This is a genomic window from Streptococcus sp. 22.1 (genome assembly GCF_016648645.1).
In the GTDB taxonomy this organism is placed as follows: Bacteria; Bacillota; Bacilli; order Lactobacillales; family Streptococcaceae; genus Streptococcus.
This window is the reverse complement of the sequence record NZ_JACLQK010000002.1, coordinates 143,007-165,034: the sequence shown is the minus strand read 5'-3', so window position 1 is coordinate 165,034 and position 22,028 is coordinate 143,007. Positions and strand designations below refer to the sequence as shown.

Sequence of the window (22,028 nt, the reverse complement as noted above, 5' to 3'; positions counted from 1 at the left end):
GAAATGACACTAGAGATTCGTAACATTTATCCTCTGACACCAACATTCAAGAAGGTCGCTTCACTTTATGAAGCGGCTTTTCCTGTGGAGGAGCGTCTCCCACTTTGGCAATTGTCTTGGAACAACTTGAAAAGAGGACAATCTTTCTTGGCCTATTTTGATCAGGGAGTCTTCGTTGGCTTGACCTATACCATTTATACTGACAACCTGGTCTACCTACTTTTTCTTGCAGTTGAGGAAAGTAAACAATCTCTGGGATATGGCAGTCAGATTTTGGCACAAGTTAAGAAAGAAGCAGGGGTACGACCGTGTGTGCTTACGATTGAACCCATGGATGAGAAGGATGCTTCTAATCGTAATCAGCGCTTAAAACGTTTGGCATTTTATGAGCGAAATGGCTATCAGTTATTGAATCACTTCTATTTCGAAGGGACTGAACGCTATCAAATTTTGACAACGGATAGGAGCCTTTGTTTAGCTGATTTGGAGCAGGATCTAGCTAAGACCTTCTTAGGAAAATATGGTATAAGGGTTGAGTAGGGGAATCATTACTTGGTTAAAGGTCAATGAGCAGAATAAGAATAATCAAAATAACTTTTTCTCTTGTCATTAGAGGGAAAAAATGATAGAATTGTAACGTTGACTAAATGCACGTCCTGTGCAACCGCACGACTACTGTTTGCAAGTGGGTTCGTCCCCGCAGTACTAGGCGAGTCTTCACAGAGGGAAACCTCAGACACATTAAAAATTTTAATAGGAGGTGCATCATGAGCACATACGCAATCATCAAAACTGGTGGAAAACAAGTTAAAGTTGAAGTAGGTCAAGCAATCTACGTTGAAAAAATCAACGCTGAAGCAGGATCAGAAGTAACTTTTAACGAAGTTGTTCTTGTCGGTGGTGATAAAACTGTAGTAGGTACTCCAGTTGTTGAGGGAGCTACTGTTGTCGGAACTATCGAAAAACAAGGTAAACAAAAGAAAGTTGTTACTTTCAAATACAAACCTAAAAAAGGTAGCCACCGTAAACAAGGTCACCGTCAACCTTATACAAAAGTTGTTATCAACGCTATCAACGCGTAAGTTAGCGACTAATCACTAAGAAAGGACACAATCTTATGTTGAAAACTCTTGAAAACTTGCAACTTTTCGCCCACAAAAAAGGTGGGGGTTCTACTTCCAATGGTCGTGATTCACAAGCTAAACGTCTTGGTGCTAAAGCAGCTGATGGACAAACTGTATCAGGTGGATCAATCCTTTACCGTCAACGCGGTACACACATCTACCCAGGTGTAAACGTAGGCCGTGGTGGTGACGATACACTCTTCGCTAAAGTTGAAGGTGTTGTACGTTTCGAACGTAAAGGTCGCGACAAAAAACAAGTATCTGTATACCCAGTTGCTAAATAATTAAGCTAAAGTCTGCACTTTTGTGTAGGCTTTTCTTTATAAAAAAAGGAGAATCCTATGCCTTTAAATCACTACCAACAAGAAGTGGGGCCAAGTCTCGCGGATGCTAGTCCGGGGAAGATGCCAGATGTTGCCCTATTAGAAGGCCGTTATTGCAGCGTTGAACATTTGACGGTGGCAGAGCATTATGAGGACATTTTAGACTTTTACTTTACTAATCAGATTCTTTCGGATTGGACCTATATGTATGCGGACCCTTTTGAATCTGAAGAAGCTGTACGTCAGTGTTTAGAGGATTATGAGCAATCCCAGAATCCTTATTTCTTTGCCATCAGAGATAAGGCTTCAGGTAAGGTTCTAGGAACCTTTTCACTCATGGCTATTACACCGAAAAATCGCAGTGTTGAGATGGGGCGAGTGATTTTAGCACCTGCCTTACAAAAGACTCGAGCAGCTACAGAAGCTCAATACCTGCTTATGAAATATGTCTTTGAAGATCTTAACTATCGTCGTTATGAGTGGAAATGTGATAGTCTCAACCGCCCTTCTGCCAATGCAGCCATGCGTTTAGGGTTTACCTATGAGGGGCGTTTTCGTAACCATGCTATCTATAAGGGACGTAGCCGTGATACGGACTGGTTCTCGATTATTGACAGTGAGTGGCCAGTACTTAAGAAACGATTTGAGAATTGGTTGTCTCCTGAGAATTTTGATGAACAGGGACAGCAGAAACGTTCTTTGAGGGACTGTTAGCTGTCAATGTAAGGCTCTTTTCTGATGAAGGAGCCTTATTTTAGTGTTCTTAGACCTAAATCAAAGCTCCTACTTTTCTAGTGATTATTATTGCTGTCAAACTCAGTCTAAATACTCATTTTTCTGTCAATAATATTCCCATAATAAAGCATATTTATGCTATAATAAAGAGTAATTGTATCAAGGAGAATATGACTAATGGATTTAATTCGCGAAAAAGTATTTGTTAACCGTTACCACTATGATGTTCGTAACCATGAGTGGGAAAAAGAGAATGGTGTGCCTAAAACAAATGTTGAAGTAACTTTCCAGTTGCACAATAAAGATGAAGAAGCTAACAATACGTCTGTTGTAGCTGTTTTGCAATTTATGATTGTCCGTGATGAGTTTGTTATCTCAGGGATTGTTTCTCAAATGGACCATATTCAAAACCGTATCGTTAATGAACCAAAAGACTTCTCACAAGAAGAAGCAGAAGCCTTGGCTGCACCGCTCTTGGATACGCTTCAACGTTTGACTTATGAAGTAACTGAAATTGCCTTGGATCGCCCAGGTATCAACTTGGAGTTCTAAGATGTCTCTTGCAGTTATTACGGATTCATCGGTTAATCTCCCTGCTGAGATTCAGGGCCATGCTGATGTTTATGTTTTAGATATTCCAGTCATCATTGAGGGGCAGCCTTTTGTTGAAGGAAAAAACTTGGATGTCAATCAGTTTTATGAACAAATGGCAAACTCTGAGGAACTGCTCAAGACGTCACAACCAAATCTAGCTGACTTGGATAACTTGCTTATGGAGTTGGAGGCGGAAGGTTATACCCATGTCATTGGGCTTTTCCTTTCTTCAGGAATCTCTGGTTTTTGGGCCAATAGTCAGTTTTTGATTGAGGACCATGCCAAGTTGAAGATTGCTTTTCCTGATACAAAAATCACAGCAGCTCCTATGGGAGCCATGGTGAGAAACGTTTTGCATTGGTCAGCCCAAGGAATGTCTTTTGAGAACATTTTGAAGAAGCTTGAGGAGCAAGTTGACCAAACGACGGCCTATATTCTTGTGGATGATCTTAATCATCTGGTTAAGGGTGGTCGTTTGTCGAATGGTTCGGCGATTTTAGGAAATCTTTTGTCTATCAAACCTATTTTGAATTTTAATGACGAAGGAAAAATCGTTGTTTTTGAAAAGGTGCGTACAGAGAAGAAAGCTGTGAAACGTTTGGTTGCCCTAGCTGAGGAAAATCGTGAAATGGAGCTTAGTATCCTTCACACTAATGCTCCTGAAAAAGCTGAGGAATTTAAAAGACAGCTAGAAGCACAGGGAATTAGCGTTTCAACAGTGGTATCCTTGTGTGCCGTAATTGCGACACACTTGGGTGAAGGAGCACTAGTGTTAGGTCTAACACCTAAATTTACCAAATAAGTACTATCCATCTGGGATGGGGCTTGTCTATGATTAAGATCAATAGAGAGGAAAAATGACATGTCTATTAAAGTTATTGTTGCTGGATTTAAAGGAAGAATGGGTTCAACTGCGGTTGAGATGGTCAAGGGTGATGATGAATTGACTTTGGCTGCCTTACTTGACCCATTTGCGACAGAAAAAGAAGTGGACGGTATTCCTGTCTTCACAGATAAAGCGGATTTGGTTGGCTTTGATGCAGATGTCTGGGTGGATTTCACTATGCCTGCTGTTGCCTATGAAAATACTCGTTTTGCTTTGGAGAATGGTTTTGCACCAGTTGTGGGTACAACAGGATTTACTGAAGCACAAATTCAGGAATTAACAGACCTTTCTAAAGACAAGTCTATTGGTGGTTTGATTGCTCCTAACTTTGCTATCGGTGCTATCTTACTTATGAAGTTTGCGGCAGAAGCTAGCAAATATTTCCCAGATCTTGAAATCATTGAGCTTCACCATGACAAGAAAAAAGATGCGCCATCAGGTACAGCAGTGAAAACGGCTGAACTTATTCGTGAGGTTCGCGAGACTAAACGTCAGGGAGCTGAGGATGAGGTGGAAACACTTGCTGGGGCACGTGGTGCTGAGTTTGATGGTTTCCGCATTCACAGTGTGCGTTTGCCAGGTCTTGTGGCTCACCAAGAGGTTATCTTTGGTGCCCAAGGAGAAGGATTGACCTTGCGTCACGACTCTTACGACCGCATTTCCTTTATGGGTGGTGTTAATCTTGGGATTAAAGAAGTTGTTAAACGTAATCAGCTTGTTTATGGTTTGGAACATTTACTATGAGATTAAGTTATTTGCCTTCTGAATTTCAGAAGGCTTTACCAATATTAGAGAAAATTAAGGCTGCAGGGTTTGAGGCTTACTTTGTTGGTGGATCGGTACGCGATGCCCTTCTCAACCGTCCTATTCACGATGTTGATATTGCTTCGTCTTCTTATCCTGAGGAGACTAAACAGATTTTTGAGCGTACGGTAGACATTGGTATTGAGCATGGGACCGTTTTGGTCTTGGAAAATGGCGGTGAGTATGAGGTGACGACCTTCCGAACAGAGGACGTCTATGTGGATTACCGTCGTCCGTCTAGCGTGTCCTTTGTGCGTTCATTGGAAGAGGATCTTAAGCGTCGTGATTTTACAGTCAATGCTTTTGCTCTTAATGAAAATGCTGAGATTATTGATAAGTTCAATGGTCTTGCTGATTTGGACAACCGTGTCTTAAGGGCTGTTGGTAAGGCTGAGGAACGCTTTAACGAGGATGCTCTTCGCATCATGCGGGGCCTACGTTTTGCAGCGAGTTTAGACTTTGATATCGAAGAAAAGACTTTTCAGGCTATGGCCAGCCATGCTCCTCTTTTGGAAAAGATTTCGATTGAGCGAAGTTTCATCGAATTTGATAAGTTGCTCTTGGCACCACATTGGAAAAAAGGAATCAAGGCACTTCTAGCAACTAAGGCTTATCAGTATCTTCCAGATTTTCAAGAGACAGCAGAGAAATGGCAGTCTTTTGTATCAGATTATGCTGATGACTTTAGATTTACAAGTTCTGAGCAGGCCTGGGCGGCAACTCTTCTGGCTCTCAAGCACGATAATCCACGCTCTTTTCTTAAAAAATGGAAGACATCTGTTAATTTCCAAAAGACAGTTCAGTCCCTGGTTGACATTTTCAATTTCCGTTTGGAGAGAGCTGTGACCAAGCAAGATGTTTATCAGTATGGTAAGGAACTCTTAGAGGAGGCTGAAACCTTGAGACGGGCTCAGGGCTTGGACGTCGATTATGAGCGTATTGCCGAGTTGGATGGCCAGTTGCTCATCCATGATAAGCACGAAATCGTTGTGAATGGTGGCACACTGATGAAGGAGCTGGGATTCAAACCTGGTCCAGACCTTGGTCGTGCACTTAAGGCTATAGAAAATACCATCGTTGATGGGAAGCTAGCTAATGACAAGGAAGCCATTGTAGCCTTTGTTCAAGCTATGAAATAAGTCTAGAGACGTGATAAAAATGACACACCGCTACAGAGCATGCGTAGGATCCGTAGCGGTGTTATTTGTAAGAAGGAAGTAAGATGTCAGATTTTATTGTTGAAAAATTAACCAAGTCCGTTGGAGATAAGACGGTTTTTAAAGAGATTTCATTCATTATCCATGATTTGGATCGTATTGGGATTATTGGTGTCAATGGGACAGGTAAGACAACCTTGCTAGATGTTGTATCTGAGCGTATTGGTTTTGATGGTGATGTGTCACCTTTCACCAAGGCTAATGGCTATAAGATTGCTTATTTGACTCAAGAGCCAGAATTTGATGATAGCAAGACGGTGCTTGAAACTGTCTTGTCATCAGACCTTCGTGAGATGGCTTTGATTCGAGAATATGAAACCCTTATGGCAGAATATTCTGAGGAGAATCAGGCTCGCTTGGAGAAGGTTATGGCTGAGATGGATAGTCTAGATGCTTGGTCCATTGAGAGCGAGGTTAAGACAGTCTTGTCTAAGTTGGGATTGTCAGACCTCTCGCAAAAGGTCGGGGACCTCTCAGGTGGTCTTCGTCGCCGTGTGCAGTTGGCTCAGGTTCTCTTGAATGATGCAGATCTCTTGCTCTTGGATGAGCCAACTAACCATTTGGATATTGATACTATTGCTTGGTTGACTAATTTTCTCAAGTCTTCTAAAAAAACGGTCCTCTTTATTACCCACGACCGTTATTTCTTGGACAATGTGGCCACACGTATCTTTGAGCTAGACCAGGCTAATCTGATTGAATACCAGGGAAATTATCAAGACTATGTGCGTCTAAAGGCTGAACAAGATGAACGAGATGCAGCGGCTCTTCACAAGAAAAAGCAACTCTATAAGCAGGAGTTGGCATGGATGCGAACGCAACCACAGGCACGCGCGACCAAGCAACAAGCTCGTATTAATCGCTTTAAGGAGCTTAAGGGTGAGGTTCACCAAACGGTTAATAATGACGATCTTGAAATTAATTTTGAGACTAGCCGTATTGGTAAGAAGGTGGTTAACTTTGAGCATGTCGATTTTGCTTATGAAGATGGCAAACAAATTCTCAGTGATTTCAATCTTATCATGCAAAACCGTGATCGTATCGGTATTGTTGGGGATAATGGTGTCGGGAAATCGACCTTGCTCAATCTGATTAATGGCGACCTTGTGCCCACAGCTGGTGTTCTGGATATTGGTGAGACGGTACGTATTGGTTATTTCTCGCAGCAAATTAAGGACATGGATGAAAGCAAGCGTGTCATTAACTACTTGCAAGAAGTGGCAGACGAGGTTAAGACAACGGTTGGAACAACTAGTATCACAGAGCTCTTAGAGCAATTCCTTTTCCCTCGTTCTACCCATGGAACACAGATCTCCAAGCTCTCTGGTGGGGAAAAGAAACGTCTTTATCTACTTAAGATTCTGATTGAAAAGCCTAACGTTCTGCTCTTGGATGAGCCGACAAATGATTTGGACATTGCGACTTTGACAGTTTTGGAAAACTTCCTCAATGGTTTTGGCGGCCCTGTCGTTACCGTAAGTCACGACCGCTATTTCTTGGACAAGGTGGCGAACAAGATTCTAGCCTTTGAAGAGGGTGGTGTGCGAGAGTTCTTTGGTAACTACACTGACTACCTTGATGAAAAAGCCTTCTTCCAAGAGCAAGCAACCCTCTTAGAGAAGGAAAAAGAGCAAGCTAGCGCTAAAGTTGAGAAAGTCAAAGAAGACAAAAAACGCATGAGCTACTTTGAAAAACAAGAGTGGGCGACCATCGAGGATGAGATTGCTGACCTTGAAGCCAAAATCGAAGAGATTGAAGCAGCCATGCTTGAAAATGCTAGCGATTATGGACAGTTAGCCACCCTCCAACGAGACTTGGATGCTGCTAACGAAACCTTGCTTGAAAAGTATGAACGCTATGAGTATTTGAGTGAGCTAGAAGGATAAGCTCTTTAGTAATCAAAGTATGACAAAAGCCCTGCAAATGTGAATTGCAAGGCTTTTTTATGTTTATGTAGTGACTATTTTCTTCCTACCACAAGCGGAACGAAAAGGAGAGGACAGAGACCCCCGCGAAGATAATTAAGGAAGCTACCAAGCGCCCAATAAGAAAGGCTGAGAAAAACGGAGCACTAAAGAGCAGGAGTCCAAAGACTAGACAAATCAAGGCGATTGATAGGGCAGGTTGACCTGAGAAGCCGAATTGACGTTGGCGATAAGCTTGAAAGCCTTGCGTAAATGCTGAGACAAGAAGCCACCAAGCGATAATGGTTACAGCTACGCCCGAGAGCACCCATGCTGATGTTGATAGCAGAATAATACCAAAAACGATGGAAATGATACTCTGAAGCAGTTGGAAGAAGGAGCGGTTTTCGTTATCTCGTTTAAAATAAACCATGAGACTTGAAACACCAGATACTAGCATCACTAGGGCAAATAGCCAACCAACGATGGCAAGAAGATTTGTAGGATTAGCGAAGAAAAAGACACCCAAGAGTGTAATGAGAATTCCACTAATCAATGTAAAACTTTTCATAGGATACCTCTTATTAATTTTCTTAATACTACTATGTAAGTATCAAATTGTCAAACAAAGACCTTACTTTAGAGTGGCTTGATATGATATGTGTAGGTGGCAGCCTTTCTGGTTCTAGTAGCTACCTGACGACCTGTTTTTTGGAAGAGGTGTTTAAAGCGACGCAAGAAATTTGTGGAATCCATCTTGAGGTAGTCTTCATTGAAGGTACCAAAAAGTTGGCGGTAGGTGGTCAAGGTGTTTTCCTCGGGCATAATGGAAAGGATAGTTGGATAGTATTCGAGTCGCCCCTTGATACGTTCCATAGCTGTTAAGAGAATTTCCCAATGGTCAAAGGCAAGGTCATCATGTGACAGCGTCTTATCACCATCAACAAGTTGCAGTTGACCGTCTACCATGGCAATGTCTAACCAATGCGTAGACGCAGCATCGTCGGCAGCCTTTTCCGCTTGAATGTCATTGAAGGTCATGAAGCAGAGGTAAGCCACTGTAATGGTCCACATTCGAGGATCCCGATAAGGTGTTCCCACAGTAATGAGTTGCTCAATATGATCAGGGTTGAGTGTAATGGATGTTTCCTCCTGTACTTCGCGACAGACAGCTAGATTGAGATCTTCTTGCTCCTGAACGAAGCCACCACTGAAGGCGTATTTCCCCATGAAGGGATGGTTTTTTCGCTTGATAAGTAAGGTTTGGACTCTTCCTTCATAATAGCGGAAGATGACCGAGTCAACGGTCACTGAGGGCTTAACGTACTTATCCATTTCCTCTCGCTGATAGATGTCCAAAAATTCCTTTTCGCTACCAGAGTTTTCGAAGGTTCTAGTCATATGTTTCCTCCATGTTTGTATTGTAAGTTTTAAGTGATGATTACGTTGGATTGGTCTTTTAAATCTCTATGTATAGACGTTCTTTGATTGCTTTTTTGGCATTGTGGTAGTTGTCTGCAAAGAAGCTGTCACTATTACTATTTTCCCCTAAAATAACGATTTTATCCTTGAATGGTGATAGGAGGTCTAAGAGATGCTTGGTAAACCAGTCACGTGTTTGGCTATCAGCCATAGTCATGTCACGGAAGCCATCATCCACATAGTTTGATTTTGGCAGAATTATAAAAATCAAATCCCATCTTTCACGAGCTTGAGTTACCTGATAGAGCCGATCCAACATATCAAATTCTTCTTTAGAAATATTTTCTTTCAAATAGTAGTCGATATAAACTTTTGTGACTGTTGAGTTGGTATCGGCAAAGATAAGTCCTGAGTGCTGCCCTTTATCAATGATATCAGAGGTCTGGGCATATTGATCTGTCAGGAGGTGAATATAATCGTTAGTATCTAACTCGTCATCTCGTACATTATACTTTTCTTGATACTCCCTAGCATATTCAAGAGAGCAGGGAGCGTTGTAAGTTCGGGCCAAATCTTTAACAAGAGTAGTTTTTCCACCGCTAGCAGAGCCCACGACAAGAACCTTATGAGTAAAGTGACGACGGAAAGGCTTGGTGATAAAACGCCAATTTTCCATTGGATTGTCGCGAATCTCGGTAGCAGAGATGTTGATAATAGAGCGTTCGATGAGTTCTACCTGAGCTTGAGGATAATAGCGATTGAGCTCGGTCACGTACTCTGGCTCTCCAACATAGAAGGTAATCTTTTCAGGATTATCCGTATTTTTAGAGATAAGCTCTTTGACACGATTAACCCAAGGTACCCATCCCTCGGGATAGGCTGGCATCCCAGCCTCATCCAGTTTATCCACAACGACTAATTCATCATCATAGAAAACTTCTCGAACATAACGGAAACGGCGGTTGAGTGATAGGCCTGCGCGTGTCCCCCGATCTTCTTGTGTGTTGCTGCCACTTACGATGACGAGCACATTGTCATTAGCGCGTTTTGCCTTGGTAATAAGGTCAACGTGCCCAACATGCATTGGAGCGAAAGTTCCAAAAACAATGCCGATGTGCTTTCCTGATAATTGCTTTCTTTTCATAAAAAATGATCCTTTTCAAGATTTAGTAAAATTACTAAATTCATAATAACATAGTTGGGGATATTTGTAAATGTAAAAATAGTAAATTTACTAAATTGTTTTTAGGCTATTTTAGCTTTAAAGTTGAAAAAAAGTTTAAAAAATTTTGGAGAAAAACTAGAAAAATAGAATTCGCTTACATTGTTGAATTGATAACTTTTTAGGAGTAGCTTAAAAAAGATAGATCACTTGCTATGTCATAAAACCTAACATAAAAATCAAAAAAATAGCAGAAAATACTTGACAAGAAGATTCTGAAAATTTATACTATTCATGTAATTAAATTACTAAGGTAATTATTTGAAAGGAAACATTGATATGACAACAGGTAAAGAGTACGTTGCTAGCGTTTTTGAAAAAGTGAAAGCTCAAAATGGCCATGAGGCTGAGTTCCTTCAAGCAGTTGAAGAAGTTTTCGATTCACTTGTTCCTGTCTTCGATAAATATCCTAAATATATTGAAGAAAACCTTTTGGAACGTTTGGTTGAACCAGAACGTATCGTTTCATTCCGTGTGCCATGGGTTGACGATAAAGGACAAGTACAAGTAAACCGTGGTTTCCGTGTACAATTCTCATCAGCTATTGGTCCTTACAAAGGTGGTCTTCGTTTCCACCCATCAGTAAACCAATCAATCATTAAATTCCTTGGTTTCGAACAAATCTTTAAAAACTCATTGACTGGTCAACCAATCGGTGGTGGTAAAGGTGGATCAAACTTCGATCCTAAAGGTAAATCAGATAACGAAATCATGCGTTTCTGCCAAAGCTTCATGACTGAATTGAGCAAACACATTGGTGCAGATACAGACGTACCTGCAGGTGATATCGGTGTTGGTGGACGTGAAATTGGTTACCTCTATGGCCAATACAAACGTCTTCGTAATGAGTACACAGGTGTTCTTACTGGTAAAGGTTTGAACTGGGGTGGATCACTTGCTCGTACAGAAGCAACTGGTTACGGTGCTGTTTACTTTGCAGAACAAATGCTTAATGCACGTGGTGAAAACTTTAACGGTAAAACAGCAGTTGTTTCAGGTGCTGGTAACGTTGCCATCTACGCTATTGAAAAATTGCAAAGCCTAGGTGCTAAAGCTGTAACATGTTCTGACTCATCTGGTTTTGTTTATGATCCAGACGGAATTGACGTTGACTTGTTGAAAGAAATCAAAGAAGTTAAACGTGAACGTATCGTTAAATATGCAGAAGCTCGTCCAAATGCAACCTTCACACCTGCTGGTGGTGAAAAGACAGTTTGGTCTATCAAAGCTGACTTGGCATTCCCATGTGCAACTCAAAATGAATTGGATGAAACAGATGCAGAAACACTTGTAGCAAATGGTGTATTGGCTGTTTCAGAAGGTGCTAACATGCCTTCAACTTTGGGAGCTATTGATGTCTTCCTTAAAGCTGGTGTATCATTTGGTCCTGCCAAAGCTGCTAACGCTGGTGGTGTTGCTGTATCAGCTCTTGAAATGGCACAAAACAGCGGACGTACACAATGGACATTCGAAGAAGTTGATGCTAAACTTTACGATATCATGAAAGGTATCTACGAAAATGCTGCAGCAGCTGCTAAAGAATTTGGTCATGAAGGTAACCTTGTTGTGGGTGCCAACATCGCTGGATTCCTTAAAGTTGCAGACGCTATGTCAGCTCAAGGTATTGTTTAATTAACAGCCTTGCCCTGATTAATAAGCCTCTCGATAAAATAAAAAAAGAAGCCTGCGGGTTTCTTTTTTTGTTTAGACAGACTTAGGAGGAAGAGGTGTTCCGTGCTTTTTTTGGTATAATACCTTGTAAGAAATCTCTTTCTAGAGCAGATTTTTATGAATTAGAATACAAGAGGAATAATTTTGAGTGTTGGAAAGGGTCCCTGTGGGCTAAAAAAGAAGAAGTATACTAATCAGACAATCATTCTAATAAGTTTCTTAATCAGTATGGTGTCAATACTGCCTATGTTCTTTTTTAGGGACAAGCTTTATGGTGATGATATTGTCTTTCACATTAACCGACTGTTATCTTTGGATACTGTCTGGAAGAGTCCTATCAATTTTACGACTAACGGAGGGACCGGACAATTAATCAATACCTTTTATCCCTGGTTAACTTATTATCCTATTTTCATAATCTATAAGCTGACTCAGTCGGTCTTTGTAGCCTGGATGAGTTTTCAGTTTCTTGTTCGCTTTGTAACTTGTTTGCTTAGTTTTTACGGATTACGTTTATTGAAATATTCTGATAAACAGGTGATGATATTTTCTACCTTTTATCTCTTTTCGGGGTATTTCTTGCACAATTCTTATTACCGGGCGGCCGTTGGCGAAACGCTAGCGATGATTTTTCTACCTCTAGTTTTCGTTGGCGTTCGTTTGATAACTTTTGGAGATTACAAGAAATGGTGGATCTTGACTCTTGGGATGCTTGGTTTAGTTTATTCCCATGTCTTATCGGTCCTCTTGGCTTCTGTTGGAATTTTCTTTGCGGTGGTAACTAGTTTTTGGATTTGGGATAATAAAAAAGAACGTGTCCTAGGATTTCTTAAGGCCACCCTTGTCACTCTTAGTATGTCTCTAGCTTTCTTTGTTCCTATGATAGAGCAATTCAAGTATGTCACTCTACGAACGACTTTTAAACCGCTCCTATCAAAGACAGCTTTAAGTCTGGCAGACAACTGGGAGTCGATTCTAAAAAGTGATTTAAGGACTCCATCAGTAAATCTTCTCTATCTCCTGGGCTTATTGCTAAGCCTTATCTTTGCTAAGCGTTTTGTTAAGGTTAGGGAAGCTAGAATTTACCTTTTTATTTCTCTTATTTTAGCTTTTTTAACCTTGAAAAGTTTTCCTTGGCAGTTCTTACAGTCAAGTCCAGTGTCCAACCTTCAATTTCCTTGGAGATTATGGAGTTTTGCTCTGCTTTTCTTCAGTTTAGCTTTGACGAATATCTTAGAAAATATTTCTATAAAGGCATCGACAATACTTGTCTTGTTAGGTCTTTGTCTAAATATGTTTCAGATTGTTACTGTTCAAGATAAGATGACTAAAGCAAAGAATATATTGCCAAGTCATACAAAAGTCACGAGAGAAATGCTGGCCAAGGGAACTTATAAAAATATAAATGGGGATTATACCAATAAAGAAGTGCCTTTTGGCTTTATCTTTGACAAACACCTTTTCTTGGATAATCAGGAAATCAAGCCATTCATCAGCCGTTCCCCCAACGAGCTAGTACTTACGGTGACCAACGAGTCTAAAGAATCTAAGGTCTTGTCGTTGCCAGTTTTCTACTACAAAGGGCAAGAAGCAAGGATTGATGGGAAGCGAGTAACCACTTACTTAGCTAAGGAAAAGAATCCAACTAATCTAGTCTTACCACCAGGTAAACATGGTGTTGTTTTGACCTATAGCTATACTACAGTTGCTAAAGTGGCAATGAGTGTTTCAACTATTAGTCTTTTGGTTTTTATTGGTTATTTGTATAGAGTGAAGAAAGATGACTAAAAAGGAGCCTGCGGGTTTCTTTTTTTTGTCAGTTTTACTAGAGGGCGGGCCTTTTGATATAATAGGTCAAGGTGATTTATTTGAAATGAAAACCTTTGGTTCCGATAAAAGAAGGATATATTATTTCATAGTTTAGATAAGAAAAGGGAGTAAATAGATGATAAAAACTATCGTAAAGGATGTCTTTTTCCTTGGACAAAAATCGACAGAAGCGACTAAAGAAGACCTCTATTTGGCTAAAGATTTGCGTGATACATTGGAGTTTCATAAGGATGCCTGTGTGGGTATGGCTGCCAATATGATTGGAGTTAAAAAGCGTGTCATTATCGTAAATATCGGTTTTGTTAATCTAGTCATGTTTAATCCTGTTTTAGTCAGCAAATCCTCACCTTTTCAAACAGAGGAGTCTTGTTTATCTTTAGAAGGAAGTCGTCCAACCAGACGTTATGAGTCGATTGAGGTAGCTTATTTAGATGAACAATGGATGCCTAAACAGTTAAGTTTTTCTGGCATGCCAGCCCAAATTATTCAACATGAATTGGACCATTTGGAGGGTATTATTATTTAGATAGCCTAGCTCAAGCGTTGTTAGGTTTTAGAGTCCAAAGCCTTAATAATCACAGTTACGGGAGTGAGAGTGGAAAGCAATATTCTTTTTCACTCTTTTTTAGTTCTCATAAGAACTTTTCTTCTTGACAATAGTTCTCATAAGAACTAAAATAGTTTCCATGAGAATTATTTAAGGAGGAACTTGTGATGCATGGAAAAGATCCTTTTAGTGACTTCAGAGAAATCATCAATGCTATGGAATCTCGCGTGCAAGAGTTAGGGAAGGTCCACGGTGTTGAACATTTAGCCGGCCCACAAGGATTTGCTGTCAGGTACTTGTTTGAGAACCAAGATAAAGAAATATTTATCAAAGATATCGAGAAAAGACTATCTATTTCCAAGTCTGTGGCTAGTAATCTGGTCAAACGTATGGAGAAAAATGGTTTTGTTGAATTGGTGACATCGGACAAGGACAAACGCTACAAGTATGTTCATCTGACAGACTTGGGTAAAAAGAAGGCCCAAGATGTTGGACATTTCCGAGAGGCTATCCATGAACAGTTATTAGAAGGCATTTCGAAAGAGGATGCTGAAACAGCTTTTCGGGTCTTTCACCAAATTCATAAGAATTTAGAAAAAAATAAGGAGTAACTTATGTTTAAAATTTTTAAACGTTTGACAGCAAAAGAGTTAAGCATGATTATCTTAGCTGTGATATTTGTTTGTTTGAACGTCTATCTAAACTTGAAAATTCCAGACTATATGTCTGACATTACGACCCTCTTATCAACCAAGGGGACTAAGGCGTCGGATATTTTTGCCTGGAATACAGATGCCCCAGGGATGCGAATGCTTTTAATGTCTTTTGCGGGGTTTATGGCCTCAGTAGTGGTTGGTTTCCTAGCTGCCAGAACAGCAGCAAGTTTTACAACCCGTCTTCGTGATGATATCTTCCATCAAGTTCTAGATTTTTCGGATGCCGAGATTAAGAAATTCTCCATTCCTAGTCTTTTGACCCGCACGACAAATGATATTACCCAATTACAGATGGTACTGACCATGGGACTACAGGTCATTACACAGGGGCCTATCATGGCCATTTGGGCGATTACAAATATTGCCGATAAAAATGGAAATTGGCTCCTTGCCTTGCTTGTCGCTGTGGCAGTGATTGCTATTCTCATGCTTTTCCTCTTAATTATGGTTATGCCTAAGCAACGCTTGATTCAAACTCTGACCGATAAACTGAATAGCGTAACGCGTGAATCTCTTACAGGAATTCGTGTGGTGCGTGCCTACAATGCCGAAAGTTATCAAGAGGATAAATTTGAAAAGGCAAATACTGATTTGACCCAAAACAACCTATTTATCGGTCGTTCTTTTGCTTTGCTAACACCGGTAATGACTGCTGTATCCAGCGGTTTGACACTGGCTATTTATTGGATTGGTGCGCATCTGATTGAAGATGTTAAGATTCCAACAGATCCAACGAAAATTGCTGGTGCCATGGAAGACAAGGTCCATCTCTTCTCAGATATGGTTGTCTATTCGTCTTATGCCATGCAGGTTGTTATGGGATTCATGATGATGATTGTCGTTTTCTTCCTTCTTCCACGTGCCGTTGTAGCAGCTGGCCGTATCAATGAAGTTCTAGATACCCAATCTTCAGTCTCTTACCCTGAAAATAGTTCTGAAAAACCTAAAGACGTGGGCACTGTCGAATTCGATGATGTTTCCTTCCGTTATTCTGAAACTTCAGAGCCTGTTTTGGAGCATGTTAGCTTCAAAGCTAAAAAGGGTGACACGGTTGCCTTTATTGGTTCGACTGGATCTGGTAAATCAACGCTTGTCAACCTTATCCCACGATTTTATGATGCCACGCAAGGAACTATCAAGGTTGACGGTGTGGATGTACGACATTATGACCACGAAACCTTGCACAATATAGTCGGTTATATTCCACAAAAGGCTGTGCTTTTCTCAGGTAATATCACGTCAAATATGACAATGGGAACGAGCAATAATAGTCCCCTAGATGACGCTAAGATTTGGGAAGCTCTCGAATTGGCTCAAGGAAAAGACTTTGTTGAAAATAAAGAAGGCCAACTTAAGGCAGAAGTGGCTCAAGTGGGGTCTAACTTCTCAGGTGGCCAGAAGCAACGTTTGGCTATTGCGCGTGCACTTGCCCGTAAGCCTGAAATCTTGATTTTTGACGATTCCTTCTCAGCTTTGGACTATAAGACCGATCGTAAACTGCGTCAAGAATTGTCTGAAAAAACACAAGATATGACCAAGTTGATTGTTGCTCAACGTATCTCTACTATTATGGATGCTGATCAAATCTTGGTACTTGATCAAGGTAAAGTAGTCGGGCAAGGAACCCACAAGGAACTCTTGGCTAACAATGAGGTTTACCAAGAAATTGCTTATTCACAATTGTCTAAGGAGGAGTTAGAAAATGGAAAATAAGCCAAAAACATCGTCCTATAAACGCTTAAAACCCTATATTAAAGGTTTCCCAATTCCCTTTGTCCTTGCGATTGTTGGAGCAATTATTTCAGCAGTCATTACAGTTATTGGACCAGATAAGCTTAAAGAAATTACCAATACTATTACTGAAGGTATTACACCTACCAAAATGGGGACGATTCCAGGTATTGATTTGGATAAGGTGACAAGTATTGCTATGACCTTGGCTATTCTCTATGCTATTTCAGCGATTGTGGGTTACTTACAAAGCTTTACGGTTGCGACGGTTACACAACGCTTTTCACAACGTTTTCGTACAGCTATCCAAAAGAAAATCAATAGTGTTCCCCTTAATTATTTTGACAGTCATTCTCAAGGGGACACCCTCTCTCGTGTGACTAATGACGTTGACCTTTTGGGACAATCTCTTAGTCAAGGTCTGGGTACCCTAATTACTTCAAGTGTTCTCTTGGTCGCAGCCATTATTATGATGTTTTACTCAAATGTCACTATGGCTTTCACTGCGATTGGTTCTGTCTTGATAGGATTTGTTCTAGTAGCCTTCATCATGGGTTTCTCACAACCCCTTTTCAAACGTCAACAAGAAAATTTGGCTAACATTAATGGATATATTGAAGAAATCTACACAGGTCAAGCAGTTGTAACGAGTTACAATGCATCTGAAGAAAGTAGTCAAGCTTTTAAGGGGCTTAATGATAAACTCTATAAATCGATGTGGCAATCACAGTTTATCTCAGGTATTATGATGCCACTTATGATTTTCATTGGGAACTTTGGTTATGTCATGGTCTGTCTTGTAGGTGCTATCAAAGTTATTGATGGTAGCTTGACTATTGGTGATGTGGTAGCCTTCATGACCTATGTTCGTATCTTCTCACAACCTCTTTCTCAAATTGCCCAAGGAATTACACAACTCCAATCAGCTACTGCAGCCATTGGTCGTATCTTTGAATTTTTGGAAGAAAAAGATATGGACGACGAGTCAGCTAAGACAGCTGAGTTGACAGATACTAAAGGTCAAGTAGTCTTTGACCATGTTTCCTTTGGTTATACTCCTGAAAAGACTATTATTCATGACTTTTCAGCTCTTGCTAAACCAGGTCAAAAGATTGCGATCGTTGGTCCAACGGGTGCTGGTAAGACGACTATTGTTAACCTGCTTATGAAGTTCTATAACATCGACCAAGGTCGTATCACCATTGACGGTGTGGATACTAACGACATGAAGCGTGAAACCGTTCATGACCAATTTTCTATGGTGCTTCAGGACACTTGGCTCTTTGAAGGTACTATTCGTGATAATTTGATTTACAACCAAGAGAATATTTCTGACGAGCAAGTTATTGCTGCAGCCAAGGCCGTCGGTGTTCACCACTTCATTACCACACTTCCAAAGGGTTATGATACTTATTTGGATGATTCTGTGACCTTATCAGTTGGACAGAAGCAGCTCTTGACCATTGCACGTGCGCTTCTTAAGGATGCCCCTCTTCTTATCTTGGATGAAGCGACATCATCGGTTGATACCCGAACAGAAGAATTGATTCAAAAAGCCATGGACAAGCTTATGGAAGGGCGAACTTCCTTTGTTATTGCCCACCGCTTATCAACCATTCGAAATGCTGACCTTATCCTTGTGATGAAAGATGGTAACATTATTGAACAGGGCAATCATGATGAGCTCATGGCAGCAGATGGTTTCTATGCTGATCTTTATAATAGTCAATTTACAGAAGAAGTTGCCTAAACTTTTCTTATAAAATTATAAGATTTTACAAAAATCCATAGAACGTATGACTGTCAGTCATGCGTTTTGTGTTATACTGAAAAAAACAGACAGATTAGGAGATTATGATGCAATATCGCAAAGCAAGACTAGACGAAGTTCAGGAAGTTGCACAAGTATGTGCCGATGCCTTTGAAGATTACCCCTATCTTTCAATGATTGCCAGTAATTTAAAGAAGCCTGAACAGTATAAGGAATTTGTCTTAGCCTTGCAGGAAATATTGGTGCGTTTGGCGATTAAACGGGACTCATGTTTGGTGGCTGAAAAGGACGGTCGCATTGTTGCGGCAGCTATTTTACAGCATCAGACGATTTCTATGCTTAATTATCTTCAAAATGGGGCGACCAAGCTTTTCCGTTTTATAAGCATCACCAAGTTGTTCAAGTATTTTAACTTTGTTGAAGAGTCCGAAAGACATCTGGAAGATTCTGCAGAATACGACTGGTACTTGATGATGTTGGCGGTGACTCCAGATTATCAAAGAAAAGGGATAGGGAGTCGTTTCTTGCTTGAAGGGGTTGAACCTTTTGTACGTAGTACAGGCGGTCGCAGTCTTGGTTTGATTACCAATCGTGATTACAATGTACCTTTCTACGAGAAAAATGGCTACAAGCAATGTGGTTATAAGGTCTTGACCTATGAAACACACAAACTAGGCAACTGGCCTTTTGTTAAATCACTTGATGCATAGCCTTGCGTTAATTAAACTTAGATAAGCAAAATAAATCTGGCTTCGGCTGGATTTTTTTCTTAGCTTTAGAGTCCTTCTTGTCTGGCTCATTCCTTATTTTTAAGCCTAACTATGCTATAATTAGGAAACGCTATTAGAGGAGGTTTATATGTCAACTCCAAGTATTTATGGGGAATATGCTCAGTATCTCCCCAAGATTTTACAAGAAATAACAGACCCGATTATTGCGGCTAATATAACTAGCAAAAAAGAAACAGGCTTTAAACTCTATGAACATTTTATTTCACGAATCAAAGAAAGCGATTCTATGCGTGAAAAGTGTCGTAGGAAAAATTTGCCTGAAACCAGCCAATCTGCTCTCAAGGAAATTCGTGACAGTATTGGGATTCGAATTATTTGTGGTTTTGTCGATGATATTTACAAAACTATTGATGTTATCAAGGATATCCCTGGCGTTTCTATTTATAACGAGAAAGATTACATTTTAAATGCTAAGCCCAATGGCTATCGTTCTTACCACCTCATTTTGGAAATCGAAACCGAGTTTCCAGATGTGCTAGGAAATGAGAGAGGGACCTATTTTGTTGAGGTTCAGCTTCGGACCATCGCTCAGGATTCGTGGGCCAGTTTGGAGCATCAGATGAAGTACAAGCATGACATCAAGAATCCAGAAATGATTACCCGTGAGCTTAAGCGTTGTGCGGATGAATTAGCTTCATGTGATTTGACCATGCAGACCATCCGTAACTTAATTCAAGAAGGAGGGGACTAGAATGGCTTTGAAAATTCTACTAGCTGAGGATGAAGAGGCTCTTTCTCGAGTTTATAAGGCAGCCCTAGAGCATCAAGGTTATGAGGTAGATCAAGCATTTAATGGGCAAGAGGCTGTTGATTTAGCTGCACAGAATGCCTATCAAGTAATGATTATGGATATTATGATGCCTATCAAAACAGGTATTGAGGCCCTGGAAGAGATTCGCTCCTCTGGGAACAGGACGCATGTCATTATGTTGACAGCTATGGCTGAAATTGATGATCGCGTGACCGGGCTTGATGCTGGGGCAGACGATTACTTGACCAAGCCTATTTCCCTTAAGGAGCTTTTGGCACGTCTGCGCTCATTAGAGCGTCGTGTGAGTGAGAGCTTCACTGCCAAAATTTTGACACTTGGTTCTGTACGTTTGGATCAGGAGGAACAGGAGTTGGTAGCTGGTAACGCCATTAGACTTTCGAGCAGAGAGACCAAGTTAATGGCTCACTTCATGCTCAATCCTGCCAAGAAATTAACGACTGAGCACCTTTTTAAGACCATCTGGGATGATGAGGAAGATGTGGACGAATCGATTGTCTGGGTCTATATTTCCTATTTGCGTCAGAAATTGCAAGCCATCCAGGCTGATATCAGCATTCTTGGTGAAAAGGGTGGTGACTTTTGCCTTTTTGCCAATTAGAGAGGAGTAGTTCATGTTTAGACGTTTACGACTTCAATTTATTACGATTGCTTCCTTGGCTATTCTCTTTATCTTGGTTTTTACAGTGGGAATCATCAATACTGTGAGGTCCTTTCAAACAGAACAGGAAATTAGTAAGGTTCTCAACACGCTTACAGAAAATAATGGTAGTTTCGGAAAAACTAAAAAAATTGAGACCAATCAAGGGCATGAAATTCCATCGGATAGTTTTCGTTTTTTCAGTGTGACCTTATCTGGTGATAAAGTGGTCAGTCAGGATACCAGCCATACTTCTTTAATAGATGATGAAGAAGCTGTTAGCTATGCACTTGCAGCTAGCCGTATGACGAATACTCTTGGAACAATTAGAGATAAAAATATCAATCTGAGTTATCAGGTTAGCAAAGTCAGCAAAGATAAGATTCTGGTGGTCTTCCTGGACACGACCTCTTATTACAATTCTTCCCAAGCCCTGCTCAGTCTTTCTATCCTCTTATCACTGTTTGGGTTTATCTTTTTTGTCGTCATTGTCAGTGCCTTATCAGGAATCGTCATTCGTCCCTTCATTCGAAACTACGAAAAGCAACGACGTTTTATCACCAATGCTGGTCATGAATTGAAAACCCCATTAGCTATTATTTCTGCTAATACGGAGTTACAGGAACTCATGACAGGGGAGAATGAATGGACCAAGTCAACTAATGACCAGGTGGCACGTTTGACCAATCTAATCAATTCTCTTGTGGCTCTATCTCGTCTGGAAGAGCAGCCGGACATTGTTCTTCAAGATGTGGATTTTTCCTATATTACAGAGGATGCAGCCGAGGACTTTAAGGGACCTGTCGTCCGAGATGGCAAATCCTTCGTTATGGATATCGCCCCAGATATCCATGTAAAGGCTGAGGAGAAGTCTCTCTTTGAACTTGTAACTCTCCTTGTGGATAATGCTAACAAGTATTGTGATCCAGAAGGGACAGTTACGGTAAGACTTCGTCAGATTGGAAGAACGCGAAAACGGGCTCGTTTAGAAGTGTCAAACACCTATAAAGAAGGTAAGGCTGTTGACTATAGCAAGTTTTTTGAGCGTTTTTATCGTATTGAAGAATCCCATAATAACAAAGAACACAAAGGTTTTGGCATTGGCCTTTCCATGGCTCAAAGTATGGTCAAATTATTTAAGGGGCGTATCTTTGCCTCTTATAAAAATGACACCATCACCTTTACAGTTATCTTGTAAGGATATTTTTTAAATATTTGACTAGGTGAAAACCCTAATTTATGATAAAATAGTAAGGATGAAGATTTAGTGTTTTCTTTGCAAAAAAAGAGAACATTTTCCTATCCTAATCATAAAAAGGAGTTGCTTGAAT

22 protein-coding genes and 1 other annotated feature are annotated in these 22,028 nt (G+C 40.5%); of the genes, 19 read left to right on the top strand and 3 right to left on the bottom strand.

The genetic code is table 11. The features are described from left to right. Positions 1-3: 3 nt before the first annotated feature. The 9 genes from H7U04_RS01605 (at position 4) to H7U04_RS01565 (ending at position 7,569) form a co-directional block, all read left to right on the top strand. A complete protein-coding gene (locus H7U04_RS01605; protein ID WP_060973347.1) occupies positions 4-540 on the top strand; it encodes a GNAT family N-acetyltransferase in 537 nt (178 codons plus the stop codon). A 112-nt stretch (positions 541-652) separates the two neighbouring features. Then, positions 653-727, top strand: a sequence feature (ribosomal protein L21 leader region). A 40-nt stretch (positions 728-767) separates the two neighbouring features. Next, a complete protein-coding gene (gene rplU, locus H7U04_RS01600; RefSeq protein WP_002885597.1) occupies positions 768-1,082 on the top strand; it encodes a 50S ribosomal protein L21 in 315 nt (104 codons plus the stop codon). Between the two features lie 35 nt (positions 1,083-1,117). Then, positions 1,118-1,408, top strand: a complete 291-nt coding sequence (gene rpmA / locus H7U04_RS01595; protein ID WP_002885483.1) for a 50S ribosomal protein L27 — start codon at positions 1,118-1,120, stop codon at positions 1,406-1,408. A gap of 57 nt (positions 1,409-1,465) precedes the next feature. Further along, on the top strand, positions 1,466-2,161 hold the full coding sequence (locus H7U04_RS01590; RefSeq protein WP_195414090.1) for a GNAT family N-acetyltransferase: 696 nt from the start codon (positions 1,466-1,468) through the stop codon (positions 2,159-2,161). Positions 2,162-2,359: 198 nt separating this feature from the next. After that, positions 2,360-2,734 (top strand): DUF1149 family protein, encoded by a 375-nt coding sequence (locus tag H7U04_RS01585; protein WP_002885550.1) that lies wholly within the window; start codon positions 2,360-2,362, stop codon positions 2,732-2,734. Between the two features lies 1 nt (position 2,735). Then, positions 2,736-3,578: a DegV family protein gene (locus H7U04_RS01580; RefSeq protein ID WP_021144637.1), complete on the top strand. Its 843-nt coding sequence runs from the start codon at positions 2,736-2,738 to the stop codon at positions 3,576-3,578. Positions 3,579-3,638: 60 nt separating this feature from the next. Then, complete coding sequence (gene dapB, locus H7U04_RS01575) at positions 3,639-4,406, top strand: 4-hydroxy-tetrahydrodipicolinate reductase (protein ID WP_049545670.1); 768 nt, start codon at positions 3,639-3,641, stop codon at positions 4,404-4,406. Beyond that, on the top strand, positions 4,403-5,605 hold the full coding sequence (locus H7U04_RS01570) for a CCA tRNA nucleotidyltransferase (protein ID WP_201059251.1): 1,203 nt from the start codon (positions 4,403-4,405) through the stop codon (positions 5,603-5,605). The genes dapB and H7U04_RS01570 overlap by 4 nt, the downstream gene beginning before the upstream one ends. Before the next feature lie 83 nt (positions 5,606-5,688). Then, positions 5,689-7,569 carry an ABC-F family ATP-binding cassette domain-containing protein gene (locus tag H7U04_RS01565; RefSeq protein ID WP_201042949.1) on the top strand — a complete coding sequence of 627 codons (1,881 nt, stop codon included), beginning with the start codon at positions 5,689-5,691 and terminating at the stop codon, positions 7,567-7,569. Positions 7,570-7,654: 85 nt separating this feature from the next. On the opposite strand, the gene H7U04_RS01560 is transcribed toward H7U04_RS01565, so the two are convergent. The 3 genes from H7U04_RS01560 to H7U04_RS01550 all read right to left on the bottom strand — a co-directional run bounded on the left by H7U04_RS01560 (position 7,655) and on the right by H7U04_RS01550 (position 10,153). After that, positions 7,655-8,158 (bottom strand): HdeD family acid-resistance protein, encoded by a 504-nt coding sequence (locus H7U04_RS01560; protein WP_002886681.1) that lies wholly within the window; start codon positions 8,156-8,158, stop codon positions 7,655-7,657. 68 nt (positions 8,159-8,226) lie between these two features. Then, entirely contained in the window at positions 8,227-8,988 is a 762-nt protein-coding gene (locus tag H7U04_RS01555; RefSeq protein WP_201042948.1) for an NUDIX domain-containing protein, read from the bottom strand. Between the two features lie 58 nt (positions 8,989-9,046). Next, entirely contained in the window at positions 9,047-10,153 is a 1,107-nt protein-coding gene (locus H7U04_RS01550; RefSeq protein ID WP_201059250.1) for an AAA family ATPase, read from the bottom strand. A 357-nt stretch (positions 10,154-10,510) separates the two neighbouring features. Between H7U04_RS01550 and gdhA the strand changes: the two genes are divergently transcribed. From gdhA to H7U04_RS01500, 10 genes are all read left to right on the top strand, one after another. After that, on the top strand, positions 10,511-11,863 hold the full coding sequence (gdhA, locus tag H7U04_RS01545; protein ID WP_037597452.1) for an NADP-specific glutamate dehydrogenase: 1,353 nt from the start codon (positions 10,511-10,513) through the stop codon (positions 11,861-11,863). Positions 11,864-12,148: 285 nt separating this feature from the next. Continuing rightward, positions 12,149-13,690, top strand: coding sequence for a YfhO family protein (locus H7U04_RS01540; protein ID WP_257056752.1), 1,542 nt, complete (start codon positions 12,149-12,151; stop codon positions 13,688-13,690). A 157-nt stretch (positions 13,691-13,847) separates the two neighbouring features. Continuing rightward, a complete protein-coding gene (locus H7U04_RS01535; protein WP_002886693.1) occupies positions 13,848-14,258 on the top strand; it encodes a peptide deformylase in 411 nt (136 codons plus the stop codon). 188 nt (positions 14,259-14,446) lie between these two features. Then, entirely contained in the window at positions 14,447-14,890 is a 444-nt protein-coding gene (locus H7U04_RS01530) for a MarR family winged helix-turn-helix transcriptional regulator (protein ID WP_064523740.1), read from the top strand. Positions 14,891-14,893: 3 nt separating this feature from the next. Then, positions 14,894-16,708, top strand: a complete 1,815-nt coding sequence (locus tag H7U04_RS01525; RefSeq protein ID WP_183135721.1) for an ABC transporter ATP-binding protein — start codon at positions 14,894-14,896, stop codon at positions 16,706-16,708. Next, positions 16,698-18,476, top strand: coding sequence for an ABC transporter ATP-binding protein (locus tag H7U04_RS01520; protein WP_110981069.1), 1,779 nt, complete (start codon positions 16,698-16,700; stop codon positions 18,474-18,476). The genes H7U04_RS01525 and H7U04_RS01520 overlap by 11 nt, the downstream gene beginning before the upstream one ends. Before the next feature lie 107 nt (positions 18,477-18,583). Then, positions 18,584-19,207 carry a GNAT family N-acetyltransferase gene (locus H7U04_RS01515; RefSeq protein WP_110981068.1) on the top strand — a complete coding sequence of 208 codons (624 nt, stop codon included), beginning with the start codon at positions 18,584-18,586 and terminating at the stop codon, positions 19,205-19,207. 148 nt (positions 19,208-19,355) lie between these two features. Beyond that, positions 19,356-19,979, top strand: coding sequence for a GTP pyrophosphokinase family protein (locus H7U04_RS01510; protein WP_110981067.1), 624 nt, complete (start codon positions 19,356-19,358; stop codon positions 19,977-19,979). A 1-nt stretch (position 19,980) separates the two neighbouring features. Then, positions 19,981-20,658 (top strand): response regulator transcription factor, encoded by a 678-nt coding sequence (locus H7U04_RS01505; protein ID WP_110981066.1) that lies wholly within the window; start codon positions 19,981-19,983, stop codon positions 20,656-20,658. A 13-nt stretch (positions 20,659-20,671) separates the two neighbouring features. Next, positions 20,672-21,895, top strand: coding sequence for a sensor histidine kinase (locus H7U04_RS01500; RefSeq protein ID WP_110981065.1), 1,224 nt, complete (start codon positions 20,672-20,674; stop codon positions 21,893-21,895). The last annotated feature ends 133 nt before the right edge of the window (positions 21,896-22,028 follow it).